The sequence below is a fragment of the Snodgrassella gandavensis genome (genome assembly GCF_914768025.1).
GTDB classification, from domain to species: Bacteria; Pseudomonadota; Gammaproteobacteria; order Burkholderiales; family Neisseriaceae; genus Snodgrassella; species Snodgrassella gandavensis.
The window spans coordinates 21,065-45,465 of sequence record NZ_CAJZCE010000007.1 but is presented as its reverse complement, the minus strand read 5'-3'; the positions used below and the strand labels follow the sequence as shown (position 1 = coordinate 45,465).

The 24,401-nt window shown below is 44.6% G+C and carries 20 protein-coding genes and 1 pseudogene; 7 read left to right on the top strand and 14 right to left on the bottom strand.

All coding sequences use genetic code 11. The features are described from left to right. Positions 1-287 precede the first annotated feature (287 nt). On the top strand, positions 288-1,268 hold the full coding sequence (locus MJ764_RS06620; RefSeq protein WP_275415273.1) for a TerC family protein: 981 nt from the start codon (positions 288-290) through the stop codon (positions 1,266-1,268). Positions 1,269-1,374: 106 nt separating this feature from the next. Here MJ764_RS06620 and MJ764_RS06615 read toward each other — a convergent pair whose 3' ends face one another. Next, positions 1,375-1,926, bottom strand: coding sequence for a flavodoxin family protein (locus MJ764_RS06615; protein WP_239325761.1), 552 nt, complete (start codon positions 1,924-1,926; stop codon positions 1,375-1,377). Between the two features lie 470 nt (positions 1,927-2,396). Between MJ764_RS06615 and MJ764_RS06610 the strand changes: the two genes are divergently transcribed. Continuing rightward, positions 2,397-3,788, top strand: a complete 1,392-nt coding sequence (locus MJ764_RS06610; RefSeq protein WP_239325759.1) for an NAD-dependent succinate-semialdehyde dehydrogenase — start codon at positions 2,397-2,399, stop codon at positions 3,786-3,788. Positions 3,789-4,174: 386 nt separating this feature from the next. Then, entirely contained in the window at positions 4,175-4,510 is a 336-nt protein-coding gene (locus MJ764_RS06605) for a zinc ribbon domain-containing protein YjdM (RefSeq protein ID WP_100090971.1), read from the top strand. A gap of 117 nt (positions 4,511-4,627) precedes the next feature. On the opposite strand, the gene MJ764_RS06600 is transcribed toward MJ764_RS06605, so the two are convergent. Both MJ764_RS06600 and hutX read right to left on the bottom strand, forming a co-directional pair. Further along, positions 4,628-5,272: an NAD(P)H-binding protein gene (locus MJ764_RS06600; protein ID WP_239325757.1), complete on the bottom strand. Its 645-nt coding sequence runs from the start codon at positions 5,270-5,272 to the stop codon at positions 4,628-4,630. Between the two features lie 55 nt (positions 5,273-5,327). After that, positions 5,328-5,702, bottom strand: a complete 375-nt coding sequence (gene hutX, locus MJ764_RS06595) for a heme utilization cystosolic carrier protein HutX (protein ID WP_275415272.1) — start codon at positions 5,700-5,702, stop codon at positions 5,328-5,330. A 526-nt stretch (positions 5,703-6,228) separates the two neighbouring features. Between hutX and MJ764_RS06590 the strand changes: the two genes are divergently transcribed. After that, on the top strand, positions 6,229-7,311 hold the full coding sequence (locus MJ764_RS06590) for an ADP-ribosylglycohydrolase family protein (RefSeq protein WP_239325753.1): 1,083 nt from the start codon (positions 6,229-6,231) through the stop codon (positions 7,309-7,311). A 47-nt stretch (positions 7,312-7,358) separates the two neighbouring features. Here MJ764_RS06590 and MJ764_RS06585 read toward each other — a convergent pair whose 3' ends face one another. After that, the gene (locus tag MJ764_RS06585; protein WP_239325751.1) at positions 7,359-8,864 is read right to left on the bottom strand and encodes a glucosyltransferase domain-containing protein; all 1,506 of its coding nucleotides are present in this window, start codon (positions 8,862-8,864) and stop codon (positions 7,359-7,361) included. Between the two features lie 305 nt (positions 8,865-9,169). Further along, positions 9,170-9,514, bottom strand: a complete 345-nt coding sequence (locus MJ764_RS06580) for a hypothetical protein (RefSeq protein ID WP_239325741.1) — start codon at positions 9,512-9,514, stop codon at positions 9,170-9,172. A 188-nt stretch (positions 9,515-9,702) separates the two neighbouring features. Between MJ764_RS06580 and MJ764_RS06575 the strand changes: the two genes are divergently transcribed. Continuing rightward, positions 9,703-13,473, top strand: coding sequence for a hypothetical protein (locus MJ764_RS06575; RefSeq protein WP_239325739.1), 3,771 nt, complete (start codon positions 9,703-9,705; stop codon positions 13,471-13,473). Positions 13,474-13,616: 143 nt separating this feature from the next. Here MJ764_RS06575 and glmS read toward each other — a convergent pair whose 3' ends face one another. After that, positions 13,617-15,458 carry a glutamine--fructose-6-phosphate transaminase (isomerizing) gene (gene glmS / locus MJ764_RS06570; protein WP_239325737.1) on the bottom strand — a complete coding sequence of 614 codons (1,842 nt, stop codon included), beginning with the start codon at positions 15,456-15,458 and terminating at the stop codon, positions 13,617-13,619. Between glmS and MJ764_RS06565 the strand changes: the two genes are divergently transcribed. After that, positions 15,436-15,591 carry a hypothetical protein gene (locus MJ764_RS06565; RefSeq protein WP_239325735.1) on the top strand — a complete coding sequence of 52 codons (156 nt, stop codon included), beginning with the start codon at positions 15,436-15,438 and terminating at the stop codon, positions 15,589-15,591. The two genes, glmS and MJ764_RS06565, sit on opposite strands and share 23 nt — an antisense overlap. Before the next feature lie 268 nt (positions 15,592-15,859). Here MJ764_RS06565 and MJ764_RS06560 read toward each other — a convergent pair whose 3' ends face one another. Continuing rightward, a complete protein-coding gene (locus tag MJ764_RS06560) occupies positions 15,860-16,261 on the bottom strand; it encodes a FeoC-like transcriptional regulator (RefSeq protein WP_239325733.1) in 402 nt (133 codons plus the stop codon). Between the two features lie 465 nt (positions 16,262-16,726). Between MJ764_RS06560 and mobC the strand changes: the two are divergent. Further along, positions 16,727-16,813 (top strand): annotated as a pseudogene (mobC, locus tag MJ764_RS11715) (plasmid mobilization relaxosome protein MobC); the annotation flags it as partial. A gap of 322 nt (positions 16,814-17,135) precedes the next feature. On the opposite strand, the gene MJ764_RS06550 reads toward mobC, so the two are convergent. The 7 genes from MJ764_RS06550 to MJ764_RS06520 form a co-directional block, all read right to left on the bottom strand. Continuing rightward, on the bottom strand, positions 17,136-17,441 hold the full coding sequence (locus MJ764_RS06550; protein ID WP_239325732.1) for a hypothetical protein: 306 nt from the start codon (positions 17,439-17,441) through the stop codon (positions 17,136-17,138). A gap of 6 nt (positions 17,442-17,447) precedes the next feature. Next, complete coding sequence (locus MJ764_RS06545; RefSeq protein ID WP_239325730.1) at positions 17,448-17,759, bottom strand: hypothetical protein; 312 nt, start codon at positions 17,757-17,759, stop codon at positions 17,448-17,450. 1,205 nt (positions 17,760-18,964) lie between these two features. Then, the gene (feoB, locus tag MJ764_RS06540; protein WP_239325728.1) at positions 18,965-21,289 is read right to left on the bottom strand and encodes a Fe(2+) transporter permease subunit FeoB; all 2,325 of its coding nucleotides are present in this window, start codon (positions 21,287-21,289) and stop codon (positions 18,965-18,967) included. After that, positions 21,286-21,528 (bottom strand): FeoA family protein, encoded by a 243-nt coding sequence (locus MJ764_RS06535; RefSeq protein ID WP_239325726.1) that lies wholly within the window; start codon positions 21,526-21,528, stop codon positions 21,286-21,288. Before MJ764_RS06535 ends, feoB begins: the two co-directional genes overlap by 4 nt. A 346-nt stretch (positions 21,529-21,874) precedes the next feature. Beyond that, on the bottom strand, positions 21,875-23,245 hold the full coding sequence (glmU, locus tag MJ764_RS06530; RefSeq protein ID WP_239325725.1) for a bifunctional UDP-N-acetylglucosamine diphosphorylase/glucosamine-1-phosphate N-acetyltransferase GlmU: 1,371 nt from the start codon (positions 23,243-23,245) through the stop codon (positions 21,875-21,877). An 82-nt stretch (positions 23,246-23,327) separates the two neighbouring features. Then, positions 23,328-23,597: a spore cortex protein gene (locus tag MJ764_RS06525; RefSeq protein ID WP_239325723.1), complete on the bottom strand. Its 270-nt coding sequence runs from the start codon at positions 23,595-23,597 to the stop codon at positions 23,328-23,330. A 71-nt stretch (positions 23,598-23,668) separates the two neighbouring features. After that, positions 23,669-24,313 (bottom strand): pyrimidine 5'-nucleotidase, encoded by a 645-nt coding sequence (locus tag MJ764_RS06520; protein WP_239325721.1) that lies wholly within the window; start codon positions 24,311-24,313, stop codon positions 23,669-23,671. Between the last annotated feature and the right edge of the window lie 88 nt (positions 24,314-24,401).

Genomic DNA, 24,401 nt, shown 5'->3' with positions numbered 1-24,401 from the left:
ACCTTAGCTAGATACGAAAGTTGCCATCAACAACATGGATACAATAATACAATATGTGTATAGAATACAAATTGTGTTTGTGCTGGCAGCAACGGAATCAAGGCACATTGCCGGTATCCATATCATAACCAGACTGTTTGTATCGGCACAACTAATGACAGTAGGGGGATTATCTATGTTATTGTTCGATTATTGGCCTGTAAAGAGCCATTCACAGGACTGTTGCATCTGGTAATTGGTCTTGTCACCGGATTTTGTATGATAAAAATATTTAGCAGGAAAAGTGCATGCAACCACAACTGAATTCAGTAGGTACCCCTTTATTTTACGGCGTATTTATCGCCATTGTGATTGTTATGATTGCGATTGATATGTTCACGCTGAAAAAAGAAGGTGTACATCGCGTCAGTACAAAAGAAGCCCTGCTGTGGACAAGTGTATGGATTACTGTTTCTCTGGGATTTGCTGCCTGGCTGTATTTCGAACTGGTACATAATCCTGCGCTTGGTTCGGACGTGGCTGCGGATTCCGTGATGGATTTTCTCACAGGCTATGTGCTGGAAAAATCGCTATCAGTCGACAATATTTTTGTATTTGTATTGATATTCAGTTATTTCAAAATACCGGCTGAATATCAGCACCGAGTTTTACTTTTTGGGGTGCTGGGAGCGATTGTTCTGCGCGCCATTATGGTGGCTTTAGGTGCGGTGCTGGTTAGCCGCTTTGAGTGGGTACTGTATCTGTTTGGCGTATTCCTGCTTTATAGCGGTATTAAGCTGATGCTGCCGGAAAAGGCTGAGGATAAAGGCTTAGCTGATAATCCACTGGTGCACTGGTTAAACCGGCATATGCGCGTAAGTGAGCAGTTGAATCGGGAGAAATTTTTTACCGTTGAAAACGGCCAGCGCATGGCTACTCCCTTGCTGCTTACTTTGGTGGTAATCGAATTAAGCGATGTAGTGTTTGCTGTTGACAGCATTCCGGCTGTATTTGCAGTAACCACAGATCCATTTATTGTTTTTACATCCAATATTCTTGCGGTACTGGGTTTGCGTGCGATGTACTTTTTGCTGGCCAATGTGGTAGAAAAATTTATCTATCTCAAATATGGGCTGGCGGTGGTATTAACCTTTATCGGCGGCAAAATGTTGGTTGCCAAGTGGTGGCATATTCCTTCTTTTGCTTCACTGGCAGTAGTGTTTAGTGCCTTACTGATTGCCATACTTGCTTCATGGTGGAAAAACAGACAGCAGCCGGATACTCATTGAAGTGGTAGACTACACTTATCCAGACTGCCCGGTATGTCATTGCTTTATCTTTCAGGGATAAAGCGATTGCATACCGGGCTGATATGCGGGATTGGTTTGAATACCTTCAGCCTAACTTGTTAATAATTTCATTTATTCGTGCCACATAAATTTTAACTGTTTCAATATCACCGCGCGGAATTTCATCTACACTGGCATCGGCTGGTGTCTGTACCAGAGCACCAACAGAACCACCTAGGGTGTTGACATCATTACGTTGTGCATTTTTGGTATTTGCCGGTAACAGCCCCAGACTTACCCAGATACCCCCATGCTGTGCCGCCAGAGTTTGCATCCAGATTAGGGTTACCTGTTTATCGCCGTTAAAACTGGCACTATTGGTAAATCCGCCAAATACTTTATCTTGCCAAGCGCGCTTTGCCCACAATGCTGAAGTGGCATCGGCAAATTTCTTGAATTGCCATGGTACATTGCCCATATAAGTAGGAGCTGCAAAAATAATCCCTTTGGCAGTATGTAGCTGTTGCCACTGATCATCATCCAGATCACCATTAGCATTAATTTCCACCAGTGCCGCATGTGTATCTGCTGCCGCTGCTTCAGCAATTTTACGGGTATGGCCGTAACCGGAAAAAAACACAATTGCCAGTTTACTCATTTGTATATCCCTTATGTATGGTTGATTAAGTGTCAAAACAGCTTAAGCCGGTAAGTGCTGCTACGGCAAGAGCGTTTCCGGAAACAAAAATATCCATTATTGCCCAGTAGGAAACCATGAATATTCCAACGCGTCACCTGCCTGAAGACAGCTTACTTGATGCATTAAAAATGCTCAGTCTGACAGTCATATTTCATTGGTTTATGGGATACTTGATAACACAGTAAATAATTGTTAAACTGAATTAAATATAAAATCATCCCTAAATATTAGTATTCAGGGATGATAAATAATATTGCCGTCTGCCTTTATCGACTTACAGATAATTAGCAGCAGCGGTAGCAGACACATCAGGCACACAACCATTTCCGGATAGTAATACACAATAGATTTTCTCAGAATCTGCCCGTAAATAGTCAGCCGACAGGGCAGTATCCGTGGTGTAACCCTTACTCATGAAAGGTAATTATATGGCATACGCTAGTACCAATCCCTATACCGAGCAACAAGTAATGGCATTTCCTGATACTACCGATGTTGAACTGGAAGCAGCATTAAATCGTGCTGATGCTGCCTTTCAACAGTGGAAAACCACCACATTTGCCCAGCGTGCATGTATCCTGCAAACTGCTGCCGACATTCTGCGTGCCAATATTGACGAATATGCCCGCCTGCTGACACTGGAAATGGGTAAACTGTTTAGTGAAGCCAAGGCAGAAACCGAGCTGTCTGCACAGATTTTCGAATATTATGCAGTTAATGCCGAGCGTCAGCTTCAGCCGGAAGTTTTGCCGGTAACTTCCAATAAAGGCAATCGTGCCCGCATCGAATTTGCCCCGCAGGGCATTATCTTGGCGGTTGAACCGTGGAACTTCCCGTATTACCAAATAGCCCGTATTGTCGCGCCACAACTGGCTGCCGGTAATGTTGTCGTGCTAAAACATGCTTCTAATGTTCCCCAGTGTGCCGCTAAAATGGCTGCCATGCTCTCACAGGCCGGATTGATGGATGGTGCCTTTCAGAACCTCTTTCCAACCCATGCCCAATTGGCCAAAATCATTGCCGACCCGCGCGTACGCGGCGTGGCCTTAACCGGTTCAGAAGGTGCTGGTGCGATTGTGGCTGCACAGGCAGGTGCGGCATTGAAAAAATGCACGCTGGAACTGGGTGGCGCCGATGCCTTTATCGTACTCAATGATGCCGATATCGAAAAAGCCGCTAAATGGGCAGTGTTCGGCCGTCACTGGAATGCCGGACAGGTATGCGTGAGCGCCAAGCGTATTATCGTGGAAGATGGCGTATACGACCGCTTCCTGAAACTGTATCGTGAGGGTATCCAGCAATTGCGCATGGGTGACCCGATGGATGCTGCCACGACATTAGCACCACTGTCTTCCCGCTCTGCCGTTACAGGCCTGCAACAGCAGCTGGACGAGGCAGTTAAACTGGGTGCGCATGCCGAAGAAATTGCGCTGGATATGCCTTCGCAAGGTTGTTTTTTCCGGCCGGTTATCCTGACTAATATTCAGCAGGATAATCCAGCACGACACTGGGAATTCTTTGGCCCAGTTTCTTCCGTGTATCGTGCCAAAGATGCTGCCCACGCCATTGAAATTGCCAACGATACCCCTTATGGCCTTGGCGGTTCCATCTTTACCGCAGACGAAGAGCGTGGTGCACAACTGGCACAGCAGATTGATACCGGCATGGTATTTATCAATCACCCCACCATGGTGAAAGCCGATTTGCCCTTTGGTGGCGTAAAACGTTCCGGCTTCGGACGTGAATTGCTGGATTTGGGCTTAAAAGAATTTGTTAATGCGAAACTGGTAAGCATTGCCGACATCGACGCTGAATTCTAAGCAGCGCACAATAATATAACAGGGTGGTCAAATAGCCATCCTGTTATTTGTATCTTATCCTCAGAAAAATTTCCCCTCTTGCTCTAATGCCATAGCAACGATAAACAGCCTGTTGCCATCAATACCGCCAAGTGTTCACTAAGCTGGCGTTACCGAATGCTGCCCGAATTTGCAGCACAGGATTATCAGTTTGTAGCAAATAAATCTAATGAACACGAGCTAATGTCCATACGCTCAGAAAAAACAGCGCAACAATACCAGAATCAGGCATAATTTCTGTATCGGCAGCGCAGATGCTGCAAAAGAGCGTAAGAAGTACATAAAAATATGGTGGTTGTTACAGAATTAGGTACAATCGCCGCTTTTACCATTGCAGAGGTTTAACCATGTCTGAATCAACCCCAATCTGCCCACAATGCGCCAGCGAACAGAATTACTTTGATGGCACCTTTACTGTCTGCCTTGAATGTGGACATGAATGGGATGCTGCCAGTACTACCAGCACACAGGAACTGGATGTTAAAGACAGTAACGGCAATCCGCTGGCCAATGGTGATGATGTTATCCTGATTAAAGACCTCAAACTCAAAGGCAGCAGCACCGTGCTTAAAAAAGGCGCTAAAGCCAAAGGTATCCGTCTGGTTGAAGGTGACCACGAAATTGATTGCAAAGTAGATGGCATGAAAATCATGCTTAAAGCATGTTTTGTGAAAAAAGCCTGAGTAACAGGTTAGAGAAATAATGGCCAGTCTGTCTGCTCAGTCACACTTGCAGATGGGCTGGCCAGTTTTTTCTGGTTGTGGATAAGTACAGTTATCCACAATCTGGCCGGTTATGGTTTATTTATCCGCAGGGAGCAAACCCGGGTCAACCACTGTATAAACACAGTTATCCAGTGCAGCAGTGCTGATTCTTTGCATAATCACATTTGCCAGCTCCGCACGGTGAATATAACCATGTATTTCCTGCTGATAAACGCATTTTCCTGTACCGGTAACTGCACCATTAACCAAACCACCGGGGCGCAGAATTTCATAATTTAGCGTACTGGTTTGCAGCCAAACTTCTGCCAGAGACTTTTCCCGTACTGAATGTCCGAAAGCTTGTTTTGCCCGTTCAGACATCGTAGCCCATGAATCACCGCAGCCCAGAGAAGTAACCAGCAGCATCTGCTTGATACCACAGTGTTCGGCCGTATCAATAATCAGCCGCTGTGCCAGATAGTGCGCACCTGCCGAGCCGCCTAATGTCGATACAATCACCGTATGGTTACCGGCCAGCTCGCAGACTTTCTTGACACTGGATTCATCAGTGGCATCGCCAACCACCGTTGCTACCCCCTGCTGGCTTAACTGTCGGGCAAAATCCGCGTCCCGTACCAGCGCAACACAGCGCCACTGCAATGGCTGCTGCAACGCCAATTGCAATACCTGATAGCCCGTACCCATTTTCGGGCTTACCCCAAACAACAATAAAGTTTTCATCAGCTTTTCCTCAGACAGCATCAAAGCGTTGTGCCAGACTACTTAACTGCTCTGCTTATAGCGGACGCTTTTTATCACGGCCAACAAAAATCTTGAACATCGTCTCACCTTGCGGGTTTAGAAAAATAAGTGTGGCCGTCGCCATAAGCATAAAACTGCGCTCAACAAAAGCAATATATACAGTTTTGCGTGCGGATATGCGCGCTGAAACCTGATTATGTTGCAAATTAAAATAACCGGCACCCTTTTTTCCTGCTGGCAACGCACAGGAAAATTCCACAATAATATTCACCGTATGCCGCAGAAAAGTAATTTCGTTCCAAGTCTGTCCTTCCTGCCACACCGCATTAAACTGGCTGCCATCAATGATAACTGCATCTGCTATTGCCTGAATGAGTTCAGACATCATAACCTGATACAGCATGGCCATCCGCTCCAGTGTATCTTACTAGTCATCTATCCTGAAACAGCAAGCCAGAACAGGCTGCATCAAAACGGCTCAGCGCCAATGATTTTATGGCGCAGATATCAATGAAAAGCTGTAAAAATTAAATAATAATTATTTTATGATAACGGTTTTATGGCCGTGCCATTCAACAATATCCAATTTATTAATGCACACCAACGAACATAAAAAACGCCAGAAATCTGCCTGTACGAAAGCAATCATTGGGCTAAATCTATTCTAAGGTTATAAGCATGTAGATGAAAGATTTGCCCGCATACACAAAAGTACCGGATTCACTGTGCATAGTGGTTTCAGTAATTCTTACGGCAGATAGGTTTAAGCTGATATCTGCCAGCTAAACAAACTTGTACTCAATCCTGCCAAAACAGCTAAACTACATTAATAAAAACAGGTATTTTTTTAACATACAGTGATAGTATATCTATCTACCGTTTCGCGCCGACATTGGGGTGAGCGTATATTGTTGATATGATCGTCTGGATTATCCATGCAAGAAACACAATCAGCACAACAGATTACCGGCCTGTTACTTGGCACCGCCGTAGGCGATGCCATAGGGCTGGCACGGGAAGGACTGGCACCCAAACGAGCCTCTCGTTTGTTTGGTAACCAGATTCAGCATAGCCTGATAGTTACACCATGGGGCAGGGCAGGCTTGTGCAGTGATGACACCGAGCACGCAGTCATGGTGGCGCAGAGCCTGCTAAGCGGTTACCAGAATGCCGATGATTTCAGCCGCCAACTGGCAAGCCGATTACGGCGCTGGTTTCTTACCTTACCAGCCGGTTTGGGTATGGCTACCCTTAAAGCCTGTAGCAAATTATGTCTGGGCATCAGTCCGGCCAAAAGCGGTATTCGCTCCGCCGGTAATGGCGCAGCCATGCGTGCCCCTGTGATCGGCTGGTTTTTTGCCGATAATCCAGCCACCATGCGCGAAATAGTCCGCGCAGCCACCATCATCACCCATACTGACCCACGGGCAGAAGAGGGCGCATGGGTTATCGCCATGGCCGCCAGACAGGCCAGAGAACAACAGCCGCAAGCCCCGATTGACAGCTTCTTTGCCGACATCATGCCCAGCTTAAACGGCCAGCAACTGACCAATCAGTTACAACTGGCACAGCAAAAGCTACAACAACAGGCAGAACTCAGCGACTACCTGCTAGCCTTGCAACTAGAGAAAAAAGGCATTACCGGCTATATCAACAACACCGTGCCTGCCGTTATCTACGCATGGCTGCGCTACTATGGCAACTATGAACAAACTATCAGCGCACTGGTACACGCCGGCGGCGATACTGACACCACCGCCGCCATCGCCGGTGCGCTTGCCGGTATTCAGTTGGGCGAGGCAGGCATTCCAGCACAGTGGCTAGCGGGAGTGAAAGAGTGGCCGATGAGTATCGACTACCTGCGCAAACTGTCCAGCGCGCTGGCCGCCAAAAAACACCACCCCGAACAAACCATTACCCTGCGCCAACCCAGCTACCTCCCCATACTGGGCAGAAATCTGCTGTTTTTCTGTATCATTATGTTGCATGGGTTCAGACGGCTGCTACCACCGTATTAGGCAGTAACAGCAAAATACTCAGGATAATAAACAACAGGTCGATAATCTTATAAACACTGTTTAGGCTTGGTATTTTCTTTAACACAATTCGGGCAGTAACCTACATTCTGCCCCAGTTTTACCACCACCACATCTTTTATCTGCAAAATACTGCCTTTCTGCGGCCAGACAGGCGCTGCATATACCGTATTTAAAGCCGATTTAATCTCATCATAGGATGCGGGAACAATATTAGCTATTTCTGCCTTATTCATAAATGCAGAAATTCTTCCGGAATTGCCATGATCCCAGTTAAAAAACGAAGCACCGAACATATCCGAATTTTTGGGTCGGTTTACCCGTTTAATATCCAGCGCGCCAAAGAAATAGACTTTTACCGGCGATTGCAAAGATACATTTAATTTTTTAGCTATATCGTTGGCAATGGCTGAAGCCAGCCGGTAATCTTTTTTGTAGGCAATATAGTCAGCATAAAAAAGATTACTCACCGTGGCCATGCCGTACAGGAATGAAAAAGCCGCCACCGCCCATAAATATTTATTTTTTCTGATAACAATAAAACCAATTAGTCCAGCAGAGGCCAAAAATATAGCAAAGCTGGTCATCGTTCTGGCTGGTAAATCCTTGCCAACCACTATATTCATGGAAAACAAAGTAATGATATTTAAAAATGCATACAAACCATATCTTGTTTTTCTTTTTAGCGGATAAAACAGTGGCAGGATCAGAAATATAACAGCCAGTACAAACGTATTCATCCCGTAAGGAGCTTTAAGAGTGAAATAATGTTCGATACAGCGGCTAATCTTTTTAAATGCCAGCTTGGACGATTTATCAAACCAGGTAACAATATCGCTTAAATAAGATTCTGAGTGCAGATGGTCATAACTCAGGATTAATTCTCCCAGCACAAAATACAGGATTAGCCCGATAATTGAAGCTATTATTAACCTGAATATCAGTTTTAAATGCCTGCTATCTTCTGTGTCTCTGACTATATCTAGCAACAAATAGGCAAGCAATAAAGAATAAGAAAAAAAGATTATCGACTGATAAATGGCTACAGCATAACCTAACAGCAAAGCCGGAATAAGGACTGTATGCAGAAAGGAATTCTTTCTAACGATTAAATATACAGCCATAGACGACAACAGTATGGCTGTGGCCACCGTATCACACTGATTGAGAAATTGGAGCTGATAAGCAAACTGCGCGGAGGAAGCATATAAAACCGTAAAGAAAAGCGCTTGTTTCAGACTCAGGGAAAAGGTATAAACAATTAGCGCACATGAAGCTGACAATAAAATAAAGGTCAGCATCTCAGTATAAAAAGGAATAAAAGGTTCAGGATAGATACTGGCTTTTAATAAAGCATGCCCCCATCGGCCAATAGCAATAGTATGGGAAATATTGTTATTAAATTCCTCATCTATCGACAAACCGAAGTGCGTAAGCTCAAAACCGTAAACACAAATATAAGTAAAAAATGCGACCAGAAAAGCCAACATCGCAATCTGATATTTGTCATTCTGGCTAGTCTCAACATACTGCATTCAGCATCGCCTTTATTTGAAATAAAACTTATGGTTTGATGATATATATTGCACAGACTTGCTTAACATAAGCATAAAAATTCTGTGCATAAACTAAAGCTTATTTTTCCAATACAAAATTATAATCTAAATTTTATGGTGTAAATTACCAAAACAGCAGTTCAGGTTAACTAAAACCAGTTTTAATTCAGAAAGGTAACGTCTGGTGAGCATTATTTTGTATTGGTAATGACGGCAAATCTGTGTATAAGAAGAAACATAATGCAGTGGCTATTGTCGCTGCCTTTTACATCAAGTGTACAGATTCAGGCCGTGGCTGGATAAGTAAGGAGTAGCAGGCTTGGCATGGTACCAAATAAGATGTCGAAGCCATCGCAAAGCGGTATCACTCTGTTAGGACGTTTCTTTGCCTGAAAAGGCAAGCAATACAATTGCTGCAAGTAGGATAACCCCAGCCTAGATAAGCTGTTGCTACAGTGCCAGCCTGTTACGGCTAGCGTACCGCTTGTAGATAACCAAGAATGCACAAATTCAGCGCCGTTTCCTTCACCCTTATAGAAAGCCTTGCCACCAGTACCAAAAGTATCTATTAGCGACGCATAGCGATTAGACAGGTCGGTTGAAAATTTGTACGGCTGCAAACCCGTCAATGACGTTTGGTCATGGCGGGTTTTTATGTATTTATTATATATAAGACTGATTGAAATTCTTAAGAAAAATTTATTTATTTATAAATAGTATATAAATGACTTATCTAAAATTAATTTATGTAGAATAATGATAAATTTAGTTTTGTGTAGCGCTTGAAATTTGTCAATATGTATTGAAGGAAGAAGATATGGGAAAGAAAGCTCGATTAAAAAGGAAACGTAGAGAAAATCAAGAAAAAAATATATTTAAAACAATGATTCAACAAAAAGAAGATATTCAATTCGTATCAAGTATTAATAAAATAAAATTATTATTCAGACAATATAAACTTTTAGATATAGCATTGGCGATTAGTGTATCAGAACTATGGCCAATGAATGTTGCGAGTCCCGCCAAACATGCATTGGCTTGGTCGATATTACTGGAACTATCCGAAGATGAAGTAGAGGCAAAATCTATTTCAGACTACAAAGAATTTAGCTTTTTCCTTACTGAGCTTTATAAAATATGGCCTGAATTTCCATCTTTAGAAGACTACTCTCTTCAAGCTGATTGGGGGCAAATTAAGGTACATCTTGGTTCGGAATTTGTGCCTATTTTCTATGGAAGTAATCTTGACCGTGTGCCGGATTTTATTGAATCATTTCGTATCAGTTTTGCAGATAACCCTGAGGCATTGGCAGATATGAATCTTGCCATTGCCATTCAAAGCTATATGATTAATTCCTTTGATGGTTTTGCTGATGTGGATGTCTCCCAACCAGAAAAAGGATATGTTGAAGTGCCGCCGAAAAATTTCTGGTATTCATGTACTAAAGCACTGGTACAAACAAGACAGGAAATAAATAAATGGGTCAATGAAAACAGTGACAAGTTAATAACATCATTTGGCACTTCCTATAAAGATTTAACTCAAAAAAAATTTGTTAATAATTTTCTTGAAGGTTTTATTGTACCTTATATATTTTTGTCAACAGATGAACTGTTAATCCCGATATCAGTACGCCAATTACCGGGTAAAATAATTGATTACTGGGCAAATAAAAACATAAATAACAGTTCTTATTTACCCCATATAAAAATTGCTGAGTTTTTAGACAAACGTTTCGCAGATGTTTATGGGTGTAGAGAACCAATTTTTATACAAATTGATAAAGAAATTATTTCAGATTTAAGAATTAGTTGTGTTATCGGGGGAGAGAAACTATTGCATTTAATCTGTTATTGTAAACATAATTTTTATCAAGCTGCTGTAAATGCAACAAACAAAATTTATATAAAGTTGCAAAAAGAAGCAGAAATATTTTTTAGATTACCAAATAACCAAATAATAAACTTAAAGGAAATCGGTAAATCAAAATATTGTGTGGATGATATTCGTATTACACTGGTTTTGGAACAAAAAAAATTAGGTAGATATTCTGTGGATATACCTCAAGAACCGGCACAATTTTTACCATTAGCTGATTTTATTTCAATCTACGATTTAATGGAAAATATAGATGAAATTGAACAGTTTAAATATTATATGCAAGAGGTGTGTAATGAATCGTATCCGCAAACTTTGCTTTTCAATCCAATGGCATCTCAAGTAGACTGGTATGCTAGCTATTGTGATTCCAAGGGGACTTTATTCAGTGGTTATTCATCTAAAAAAAAGATAGTGTTTATTTATCCACATTGGGGAAATCAATGGCGCTTTAAAAAGTTAGCTCAATTTTGGCATGAAGCGCCAGAAAGATTTCCCGATAACGACCAGTCATGGCTAATTACTAAAACAAAATCTGATTCGGTAAAACAATTAGGTTCTATAGGTAAAAAATCATATTTTTTTTCTACATGTATAGGGGCTTGTACAGTACAGGCAATATTTTATTCAGACGAGAAATTGAATTTCGAAAATTTAGATAAACTAAATTTATTTGCTCATTTGTTAATTGATAGTTTTGACCAACATAAAGATATTCTAATTGGCATATCTTTAATGCAGGAAAAGCATATAGTTTTTGAGTGTCGGATTGATAAAGAACACTTGTTTGATTCACAATCAGATAAAAAAGTAATAAATATAGATGATAAAGTAATCTCAAATGTAGATGTAAGAGAAAGTAATTATTATATTTTGACTGTAAATCCTCAAGTTGTAGCTTATAGTCTTTTGAATGCTAAAGATAATTCATTTGAAATAAAATGTTTATTGGAAGTATTAAAAATGTGTTATGCACATAAAAAGCAGATATTATCTGAGCAATCTATTAACCTTATTTTTGGTCAAGCTCCAAAAAAACCTAGATTTCAAATATCCAAAGATTATTCTATAACTGATACACCTCTATCTGAAAAATCTCTATTGGTTACTCCTAATGATCGTAAGAATATAATAAACAGTATAGCTAAAGCTTTTCATGATATTGGTTTACAACCTGGCCAATATGAACTAGATGACGCTAAACTTAGAATAAAACAAGCTTGTCTGTATTTAAGAAATTATATTGAATCTTGTTTGCATAAATTAGATAAAGAGCAAATGATTAAACGATGCATTGAAGAAATCAATGCATCTTTAGCTACTGAGAGAACCTATGTTTCAATGATTAAAAAGAGCTTAAATCAAGATGTAGACTATAATCGAGTTGAAAGAATTGAAGAAGCCAAAGAAGAATTTTTGGATAAAGGAAAGTATTTCATATATTTACTTGAAAAAGTAGTTAGCTTACCTATTAAAGGTCATGAAATAGTTAACGATGATATACTGAGAAAATTATATTGTTTTGTAGAATGCTATTTTACTTTCAATTCAGCAAGTGATGTTTTACATCATGAGATAGCTGTTGGTGGCTTAATCATTAATGAAAATTATATTCCCAAGATTTTTTATTCAGGTAATTTAGAAAATAATATTTCACAATTTCAACAACAATATGCTGAAAATCGTCTAGGTTTGGGAGTAAATGAAGATGATGACACAAGTGGTTTAGAGATAGGTTATAATTTAGTTGAAGATAAAAACTTTAATCAAATATGCGAAAAAGATTTAAATTTTGATTTTGAACAATTGTTATGTGCTTTAACTATCTTGGCACAGCCTTTTCAGTTTGGGTTATCTAAAAATCTATCTCTTTCTTACAGTGCTAGTCTGGATGATTTATTATCTGTTTTTACAAAAAACATTAAATTGACTTCATCAAAAGAGGCTCGCGCAATTTTAGAATTTTTAACTTTATCAGAGAAAGAAATTCTTCGTTTAAGTGGTAAAAATCAGGATGAAGGAGAGGTTCCATATTGGGAGCATAATAAGCGGCTTTACCGGCACTCTCTCCGGCCATTAATTTATATTAATAATAAATTTTATTGGGGTGCTGAATTAGCTTTTAAGACCGCTAATATATGGATAAATAGTTTACACAATGGCTTTTTGCCAGCAGATTTCAACTGGCCTAATATTAAACGATATGTAAATGGGATTAAAGTTGAGCTAGAAAAGAAACTGGAAAAACACACTATTGAAATATTTAAGAGATATACGCAATATGTTGTAGGTGGTTTGGATTTTTACGACAGGTTTAAAGCTGAGAGATTCGATGATGTGGGCGATTTTGATGGACTGGTGTATTGGCCAGAGATAAATGTTTTAGTATATGCTGAATGTAAATATAATAAACCAGCTTTTGTTATAAAAGATAGTCGCCGCTTACGCGATGAAATATTTGGAAGTAAAAAAGATGCACATATGAAGAAAATCGCCAAACGGCGCGCATTTGTTCAGAAAAATAGACAGCGTATGCTTGAGTTGCTTGGATGGCCTGTTTCTGAAAAACCAGAGATTAATATAGAATTATATATTAGTAAGGATTTACATTTTTGGATGGTTGCCCCACCTGATGATGTACCAACTAAATTTGTCTGTATCGAAAAATTAGATAGTTGGATTAAAACTCATATTTTAAATCAAGATTAATTTAGTATATTTTAAATCTGGATTAAATATATCTTAATTTAAACTTTAAATATTTGTTAAGTTAATTTTAAAAGTCCAGTGATGTTTTTAAAGGCATCACTGGATTTTTTATATTTCAATAAATTGCGATGAGAAAGTAATACCTACTCCACCGTCACCGATTTCGCCAGATTACGCGGTTTATCCACATCGGTGCCGCGTGCCAGTGCGGTGTGGTAGGCCAGTAGCTGTACTGGTATGGTGTGGACGATTGGGGAGAGTACGCCCATATGGCGCGGGGTGCGGATGATGTGGACGCCTGCGCCGGCAGTGAATTCGCTGTCAAGGTCGGTGAAGACGAAGAGTTCGCCGCCGCGTGCTGCTACTTCCTGCATGTTGGCTTTGACTTTTTCCAGCAGGCTGTCGTTGGGCGCAATGACGACGACGGGCATGTTCTGGTCTACCAGTGCCAGTGGGCCATGCTTGAGTTCGCCGGCGGGGTAGGCTTCGGCGTGGATGTAGGTGATTTCTTTGAGTTTCAGTGCGCCTTCAAGGGCGATGGGGTAGTGGATGCCACGGCCTAGGAAGAGAGCGTTGTTTTTGGCGGCAAACTGGTTTGCCCAACTGGCGATTTGCGGTTCGAGGTTGAGTACGTGCTGTACGCTGCCGGGCAGCAGGCGCAGTTCGCTGGTGTATTGTTCTTCTTCTGCGGAGGTAACCAGCCCGCGCATTTTGCCCAGTGTAACCGCCAAGCCAAACAGGGCTACTAGCTGGGTGGTAAAGGCTTTGGTAGAGGCTACGCCGATTTCGGCACCGGCACGGGTATACAGTACCAGCTCGCTTTCGCGCGGCAGGGCGGATTCCATGACGTTGCAGATGGATAGGCTGTGCTGTATGCCGAGTGATTTGGCATATTTGAGTGCTTCCATGGTGTCGAGGGTTTCGCCGGACTGGGAGATGGTGATGACCAGTTGCTCGGGGTCGGTGATGACTTTGCGGTAGCGGTATTCGCTGGCAATTTCGACATCGGTGGGTATCTGGGCGATGGCTTCGAGCCAGTAGCGCGCGGTAAGGGCGGCATAGTAGGAGGTGCCGCAGGCAAGGATTTTGATGCTGCGGATGCGCTCGAAGATGCTGGCGGCGCTGGCGCCAAAGTTTTCTGGCTCAAAGCCGCCGACGAGAAATACTTCGGCGGTGTCGGTGATGGCTTTGGGCTGTTCGTGGATTTCTTTCTGCATGAAGTGGCTGTATAGCCCCAGTTCGAGGGAGGCTAGTGACAGCTCGGACATTTTGATTTCGCGCTGTGCCGGCTGGTTGTGTTTGTCGCGCAGGGTGTCGATGCCTTGTGTGGATAGCTGGACGATGTCGCCATCTTCGAGGAAGACGACACGGCGGGTATAGGCGATAACGGCGGAGACGTCGGAGGCGATAAAGCTTTCGTTTTCACCCAGTGCTACCAACAGGGGGCAGCCCATGCGTGCAGCGATGAGTTGGTCGGGGTTGTCTGTGGCGATAACGCCGATGGCGTAGGCACCCTGAAAGCGTTGGCATGCGGTCTGTACGGCCTGAAACAGGTTGCCGCTGCTGGTGTGGGTGTATTCGTAATGAATGCTGTGGGCGATGATTTCGGTATCGGTTTGTGAGGTAAATTCATAGCCCAGTGCTTGGAGGCGGCTGCGTTCGGTTTCGAAGTTTTCGATGATGCCGTTGTGGACGATGGCAATCAAGTCGTTGGAGATATGCGGGTGGGCGTTGGGCTCGGTAACGCCGCCGTGGGTAGCCCAGCGGGTATGGCCGATGCCAAGGCAGCCTTTGAGGCCGGCGGCCTGTGCGGCTTCTTCCATGAGTTTGACGCGGCCGACGCGGCGCACGCGCTCGATGCCGGCTGGTGTCCATACGGCGATGCCTGAGGAGTCATAACCGCGATATTCCAGCCGTTCAAGACCGCTGGTAAGAAATTCTACTACGTTATCCTGAGCGCGAATGGCGCCGACTATACCACACATGGTTTATCCTTTTGCTACAGGCAGGTTGGGTGGTGCGGATGCGGGGTTATGGTCAGACGGGGCTATACTGTTGCTGGTGATGGATAGATGCAGCGGTGGTAGCCTGTCTGATGCGCATCGCGGTGCCTGTTGATGCTGTTTCCATTTTGTTTGAGAAGATGATTGTAATGGAAATGGCGGGTTTGCACAGTAATGTTTGTTTGTGGCGGCTGGTGCCGAGGGGTGTGTTTGGCTGTACTGATGGTTTGTGGTGGTGGGTGTTTGGGGTAAATTATTTTTATTTATCAAATATATTGTTTTTTGTACTGCTGGTGCTGGCCGGTATTTGCTCTGGCTGTATGTTGTTGGTATTGATTTATGCTGTCACTTTGCTAATGTGTTTTGACTTAAATATGGGATGTTCAGGCACTGCGATTAATCGGGTTGATGGGGATGGTTGTGCGCGGGCTGGTGGTGGCCTGATAGATTTTTTTTACGCCGTCGGGGCAGGCGAAGCAGTCGCTGCATTTGTTCTGGCTACAGGCGGGCTGGCTGGGGGTAAGCTGGCGGATGGTGCCTTTTCTGAGCCAGAAGGCGAGCATTTGCTCCATGGCGCTTTCCTGTACCTGAAAATGGCGCGCTAAATCCTGTAGGCTGGCTTGTCCGATGGTGAGGAGGTAATCGCGAATTGCGGTGATAAGCATGTTCTGGTAATCCTCTGTGGGTGTGAGTTGGTGGGTGGTTTCTGTTGGTTGGACTATTGAATGCAAACAGATAGTGATGATATGGGAAATATCACTATTTGTTTGGGTAAAAATATCCATACTATTGCAAACACATTACAGAGTGTAAGTAACTTATTGCTAATGGCTACTCTATTGATATAAACCAGGTTGCTAACATTTGGCTGACAATGGACAAGTTGGGTAGTAGTTTGCACAAAAAAGCTATTCAAAAAAGCGTGTCAAGAGCATTTACAAGAGAGGCAAGTTGAGCTTGATATTTAAAATTAAGCTTTAATATGATATTTACGTATAAATAAGGCAAGGCTAGATAAAGCTATCGCTTGGTGCCTTGTGAGGGGAGGCCTCTCAACCCTCTTAAACTTCTGGTTACATTTAAATTGTTGGTAACTTTGTGCAGCAAAAAAGAGGTTACTTCAGGCTGGCCACTGTTGAGATACCACCTAGATCACAATAAAAGCCTTTTGTAGCCGGAACGGCATTATGACAAAACAAAAAAGAGATAAGCAGCTGATTATTAAGTTAATAAGAGAATAATTTGATGATTTGCAAGCTAGAAAAATACGCTCAGAATTGGTTAGAGCGGTGGCGGGTGTCGGGAACAATCTAAACCAGATAGCCCGAAACATTAATGGAGTTGTTAAGGTTGGTGCTGTGAACCAGTTAGATGTCCTTACTATCATTACCCATCTGGCAGCCACAGAACGGGTATTAAATGCCGTTCGTGGCTATCTTGAAAGCTGATTATGATTGTTCAGTTTTTTAATCGAGGGAAAGGTGGCGGAGCTGGATCCGTTAATTATTTGCTGGGGCGTGACCGCTGCAGGGAGGGCGCTAAGCTATTGCGAGGTAATGCCGATGAGTAGGTGGTTTCTGTCAGATTAAGTTTGAGCTAGTACAGCTAAACAACGAAAAAATCCAAACTGGGCTTTTTCTTAGCTCTACTAGCTCATCATCATTCTTGTTCTACATGCTTTTTTGTACAAGGAGGAAAGCACCAAGTTAATTGTTCTTTAACCTCCTCAAGTGCATTAGAGAAATCAGTTGTTTGTAGATATGATGGTCTCAATTCAGGATTTAAGCTATAAACAAGAGCAGATATATTAGAAATATCGTGTATGGCCTCAGCACATAGTCTAACAGTTATATCTGGGAAAAAATGATGTTCATGGCGAAGAGCAAATGCAAAAGCATTTATTGCCTGCATAAGCTCATCAGCTTTTTTTTCAATCTCGATTAACTGTGTTTCTTGTTTATTCATAATCCATTACCAATGATGATTCGCGGCACCTCCTGGTAAGTCAAAAATTCCATTTTGGCCTTGGCAATACCTAAATGCTGCATAGCATTGATGATAGGCTATATTAGGTATAAGGCCACTCTGACACCTGTTATATTCATTCATACAATGTCTTAATTCTCCTGGTGTCAGCCGCATAAGTGATTCTCTATTTTGGCTTTCTTTCTTACTACTCAATATACTAGTTACACTAGAATGCTTTTGATCAGCAGCGGTAGCCGTTACTGCGGATATACTTAAAACTGCCAGTATTGATAAAGAAATTAAACGCTTTAACATCAAAATTCCTCCCATTTGCTGGTAAATAAGTAAATTTATAATAAATTAAATTAAATTATAAGTCAATACGTTAAAATTTATTTTGTTTCAATTTTGTCACATGCTCGGTTCGTCATAATCTCTATCATGGCTCTGCACAATCTCAACTTTTTAGTTCTCTCTTGGTTAGTAACCTGCCGCACGCTCAACCTGTTCTCTACCGTTATTTCAGGACAACTAAAACCAGCATGAGTATTAAAAACTCTGTTCAGCCAAACATAGATTACCATCGGTGTTATGCGGCTTATATGTATTGCTTGGGTGCTGATAGTGGTGGTATTTTTGACTTACTTGGCGGGGCGGCTAATTATCATTGGTAATAAATATGGACAAACCTAGTTTTTTTGATGATCAATTAGTTGGGATTAATCAGAGAGCTAGTGAATTAGGTAAGACTCTTGATCAATTTACCCTTGTTCTTCGGCATTAATATGATTTTTACCTTGATCTAACTGTTCACGCATGTGGTACAGCTTTAGGCAATATGATCAATATAAATATGCTTGTATATAACTTGTGTCCCGAATTAGCACCATCTTACTTGCAAGGAACTGATTATTTCGCTGTTGTTGAAAGAATTAATCAGGAAAAATAATAATTTGATGATGATATGGCACGATATGAGCGGGAACAAGCTGCAAAGTCTTTGTGAGATTAAAGCTGTAAAAAGAGCCCCAAGTGGGGCTCTTTTATATTTCTTAGTACAGGTTAAATATTTGGATATTGTCGCCTTGTATGAACTACAGAAATGATTTGTATTAATGGTTCATCAATTCAATTGATTACCATGTAATTTGGGTGGATAACCAATTCGCGAGTACTAAAAGACCAGTCCAGTACGGCCTAAGTATGGAAATAGTGATTAATTTTGAACACCGTTCAAAATCAAATCTTCAATATCAAATGCCGCTGTTGGGTTGTTCTGGAAGATTAGCGCATAATGATGTCTAAGTCAGCTAATGCCTTATCTGTCCACCTAACTTGCATTTTTCAGTTCAGTTAGTAACTCGGTTCGGCAACGCGAAGCAATGGTAATTACTTCATTATGTGTATGCCATGTTTTGCTTTTCAGTGCAGCCTCAACTTTTTAGTTAGCCACTGGCTATAGTCATCGGCCTGCTGTTGAGTGTCAATCTGTCTGATAGTTGGTAAAAATAGTTTGCTATTTAGTGGCAGCCGTTGTTTGTGCTGCGCGGGCTGGTTTTTTTGGTTAGCTGGCTGGTCTGCCACCGGCTGCCGATGAGTTTCATGGCGCAGACGATGATGCTGAAGAGGCTGGCTACGCCGCCAATCCAGTAGGGGGCGCTGCTGCTGTGGCTGAGCTGGTGATACTGATAATAGATGGTGGCGCAGCTCCAGCCGGTGAGAAATGTCCAGCCGGCGACAAACAGCATCCAGCGCGCGCCTGCTTCGCGGTAGATGGTGCCAAGGGCGGCGGCGCATGGGGTGTACAGCAGGATGAATATGAGGTAGGCCATGGCTGCGGTACTGCTGCCAAAGGAGGCTTCTAGTTTGGTAATGGTTCTGGCGCTGATGTCCATATCCTGCTGTACGCTGTCGGCGCTCTGGTTTAGTGCGCTGAAGCCAATGGGGTCGAGGAAGGAGCTGGCCAGTTCTTTGATGTTGGCGGGAATGGTTTGCAGGGCTTTGATGACGCCGGCTTGCAGGTTGAAGTGTTCTTCGCCGCCATCTTCTTCTGCTTTCATGGAGTACAGGGAGTTGAGGGTGGCAATGACGGCTTCTTTGGCAAAGATGCCGGTAAATATGCCTACGGTAGCCGGCCAGTTGTGTTCGCTGATGCCCATGGGGGCAAATGCTGGGGTGATTTTCTGGCTGGCTACAGACAGGACAGACTGGCTGCTGTCGTTATGGCCGAAAGAGCCATCACTGCCGAGGGAGTTGAGCAGGCTGAGGATGGTTACCATGAGGACGATGGCCTGTCCGGCGCGGAAGATAAAGCCTTTGAGGCGTGACCATGTGAGGTAGAGCATGCCGCGCAGGGTAGGCAGGCGGTAGGCGGGCATTTCCATGATGAATGGGGTTATGGCACCCGGCAGCAGGGTGTGTTTGAGGATGAGGCCGGTGAGGATGGCCATGCCAATGCCGAGCAGATAAAGGATAAATACGACGGTAGAGGCGTTGTGGGGGAAGAAGATGACGGCAAATAGGGTATATACCGGTAGTCTGGCACCACAGGACATGAAGGGAATCATGCTGATTGACATGAGGCGGTCGCGGGTGCTGTCGAGGGTGCGTGTGCCCATGATGGCAGGTACACCACAGCCGAAGCCTACCAGCATGGGGACGAAAGCTTTGCCCGGTAAGCCGATGGCGCGCATGCCTCTGTCGACTACCATGGCGGCACGCGCCAGATAGCCGGAATCTTCGAGAAATGACAGGCACAGAAACATGGCGGCGATAACGGGAATAAAGGTGGCGACGGTCTGTATGCCGCTACCGATGCCATTGGCGAGGATGGCAATCAGCCACTCTGGTGCACTGATTTTGGTAAGCAGGGCGGAAAAGCCATCGACAAATATGGTACCGAAAAGGATGTCAAAAAAGTCGATGAATACGGAGCCAAATTTCACTGCTACCATGAACATGAGGTACATGACAAGCAGGAAAAATGGGATGCCGCTGTAGCGACCAAGGGTGATGCGGTCGATTTTGTCTGACAGTGATAGGTTGGCTTCGCGTGGTTTTTCGATAACGCTACGGCTTAGCTGGTCGATGGCGTCGTAGCGGGCGCTGGCCAGTGCGATGTCGATTTCGTGGTTGCACCAGTCGGACAGGGCATCGCGGCACTGTTGCAAGGTGTGGTTTTCTGCTTCGCTGAGGGGAATGGGATTTTGTTTGAGTAGCAGTTCGATCAGTGCCCACTGATTGAGCTGGTGAACGGCGCTGTCTGCGGGCAGTTGTGCCAGATGGTTGCGAATGATGCTGCTGTGTTTGCTGCCAAGGGTGTCGAATTGCGGGTTGGCCGGTATGGGATGGGTAATGGCAGTGGTTATGGCCTGTTGCAGTTTGGGTAGGCCGGTTTTTTTGGCGGCAGAAATGGCGATAACCGGACAGCCGAGCTGTTGGGTAAGGGTGCTGATGTTGATGTTTTCGCCTATGTTGTGCAGGGCGTCCATCATGTTGAGTACCACTAGCATAGGCCGTTTCAGGTCGAGAAGCTGAAAGGTGAGGTAGAGGCTGCGTTGCAGGTTGGTGGCGTCGATGATGTTGATAATCAGGGTGTCGGGTTCGTTGAGGACGAATTCGCGCGCTATCATTTCGTCCTGTGAGGCGGCTAGGTCGAGGTTTTCGATGACATAGGTGCCGGGCAGGTCGACGATTTCAATTGGTTGCTGGTTTATCTGGATGCTGCCGGTTTTGCGCTCGACGGTGACGCCCGGCCAGTTACCTACTTGCTGGCGGGAGCCGGTAAGGGTGTTAAAGAGGGTGCTTTTGCCGCTGTTGGGATTACCAATTAATGCAATTTTCATTGTGTTACCTCAACTACGCTAATGGCTTTTGCTTCGCTACGCCGCAGACATAGGTAGAAACCACGGGTTTTGATTTCCAATGGGTCGCCCATGGGGGCGGTGCGGATAACGGTAACGTGGCTGCCGGGGGTGATGCCCATGGCTAACAGGCGGCGACGAAATGGTAGGGATTCAGGCAATAAGCGGGTGATGACTGCCGGTTGCCCAAACGGTAGTTGATCGAGGGTAAGTGTTGACACTGCGCTAAACCTTAGGAAATAGGTATTGTGTTGTTGTTTTTAGTGGGAATCATTTTTATTATGCATGATATTACTTTTGCTTGTTAATTTGCATGCATGGATGGCTAAGGGAAGCTGCGCTGTGAGGAATTTATGTCAAGGTTTTGGTAATGGGCGTGATTATTCTGTAGGTTATAATATGGTTATGTTTAATTTTGTGCTGATTATGTAAGTTTCGGGCAGGCTGATTGAGTGGCTGTGTGTGCCTGTTGACGGTGAATGCTGGATAAAAGTGGGTGCGGCAGACGGTTTTCAACCCGTTATGCGGCTGCGGCATAACGGGTTGATGGCGCGGGTAAGGGCTGGTTTATTCTTTGACCGGTTTTTCTGGGCGTTGCCATTCTGGTAGGGTGGTCTGGCGGCTGCGTGCCAGTGTCAGTTTGTCGGCCGGACAGTTTCTGCTCAGGGTGCTGCCGGCGCCAGTGGTGGCACGGTCACCGATGGTGATGGGCGCAACCAGCATGTTACCGGAACCGATGCGTACCTGATTGCCGATGATGGTGCGGTATTTGTTGACGCCATCGTAGTTGCAGGTGATGGTGCCGGCACCGATGTTGCTGTGTTCGCCAATGGTGGCATCGCCCAGATAGGTAAGGTGGTTGGCTTTGCTGCCATAGCCGATGTTGCTGTTTTTAATTTCGACAAAGTTGCCGATGTGCACGGCATCGCCAATCTGTGCCTTTGGGCGCAGACGAGCAAATGGGCCAATCTGGGCGTTGCTGCCAATGGTGCAGTTATCCAGATGGGAGTTGGGGTGAATGGTGGTACCGGCGCCGATGATGGCGTTTTTAAGCACGCAGTTGGCACCGATGGTAACGTTGTCGCCCAGTTCTATCTTGCCTTCGAGCACGACGTTGACATCGATAACTATGTCCTGCCCGTGGGTGAGCTGGCCACGTAAATCAAAACGTGTCGGGTCGCGCAGGGTAACGCCGGCCTGAAGCAGGGCGGTGGCCTGCTGCTGTTGCAGGATGCGTTCCAGTTGTGCCAGTTGCAGTTTGTTGTTTACACCTGCTGCCAGCCATGAAGCGCGCACCTGTAGCGGATGTACGGGGATGTTGTCCTGCTGTGCCAGTGCAATCACATCGGTGAGGTAGTATTCCTGCTGGGCGTTATGGTTTTGCAGGGCATTAAGCCATTGTGCCAGTTTGTGGTTGGGCAGTACGAAGATGCCGGTGTTGGTTTCGTGGATGGCTTTTTCGGCGGTGCTGGCATCTTTTTCTTCGACAATGGCTACGACGTTACCCTGTTCACGAATGATGCGGCCATAGCCGGTGGGGTTGTCGAGCACATCGGTCAGCAGGCCTATATCTTCACCGGCGGTGCTGAGTAAGTCTTGTAAGGTTTGCTGGTCAATCAGGGGTACGTCGCCATACAGAATCAGGGTACGCCCGCTGCTGCCCAGATGAGGCAGTGCCATTTTTACCGCATGGCCAGTGCCTAGCTGCTGGTTTTGCTCAACCCAGTGCACATCTGCCTGAATGCGTTGCCGCACCAGTTCTTTGCCATGGCCGATGACGACGCTGATGTTGTCGGGGTGGAGGCTCTGGGCAGTGTGGATAACGCGCTCCAGCATGCTGATGCCACCGATTTCATGCAGCACTTTGGGCTGGCAGGAGTACATGCGGGTGCCTTTGCCGGCAGCGAGGATAACGATATTAAGGGATGTAGTAGGCATAAATCAGTATGTATCAGATGTATAAACGGGCTGCCGGAATTCATGTCTGATTCTGGCAGCCCTGTGTATGGGTGTATGTGGATTATTCGGCACTGCTGTCTGTGTTTGACCAGTGGGTATGTGCCGGCAGTTTTTCGTTGGCATCACCTACGCTGGGTTTCATGACATGAGGTTCGGGACGCATGTTGTTGTAACGCATGTTGTGCGAGTAGGTACCATCCTGATATACCACTCGTGTACCCGGCTCGTATTTCTGGCGCAGTCTGGTTTGGCCGGTAGCGTCTTGATAGGTTTCCCATGTACAGCCACTGAGAGCCAGTAAACCGCATAATAAACAGATTCCCGCACGCATGGCGTTGTCCTTTGTGGTTGGTGATTTATAGTCTGTTATTGTAGAGAATTTGTGTGCTGGCGTATAGCATTTCACAGTAGGTCTGAGGCGATGCGCAGCAGGCTGGACATGTCTGGGGCTGTGGCATCGGTTTCAGGAGTGGGATGGCTGTGCTTTCCATACCATACGGTACGCATACCCAGTGTATGTGCGGTTTTCAGGTTGGCCAGACTGTCGTCTACCATAATACATTGCTGTGGCTGGATATGCAGTTGCCGGCACAGGTTATGGTAGGCTTGAGGGTGGGGTTTGTAGTGCAGTTCAATGTTGTCTGTGCCCAGCAAGGCATGGAAGTGTGGCTGGATTTGCATGGCGCTTATCAGTGCCTGTACGTAATGGCTGGGGCCGTTGGAAAAAACTATTTTGTGTCCGGGCAGGTGTGCCAAGGTGTTCTGTAGCTGTGGCATGGGCTGCAATAGGGGCAGAATCTGTGGCAGTGGATGACAGGCAAGCAGAAAGTCGTGCAGGTCTATTTCGGGATGGTGCAATCTGAGCCCTGCCAGTGTAGCGCCGTAGTCCTGCCAGTATTGCTGGCGCAGTTGTGAGGCCGCTGTGCTATCTATGTGCAGGTTAGTAGCCAGATAGGCAGTCATGTGCTGATTGATAATGCTGAAGATGCCTGCATCTGCCTGATGCAGTGTGTTGTCAAGGTCGAATAGCCAGTAATGGGTTGTCATGATTTGTAAGTTGGCGTCAGGTTTGTACTATGTAGGCGTAAAACAGGTATGATTGTACACAGGATATGGATAATTTAAGTGCAGGAGG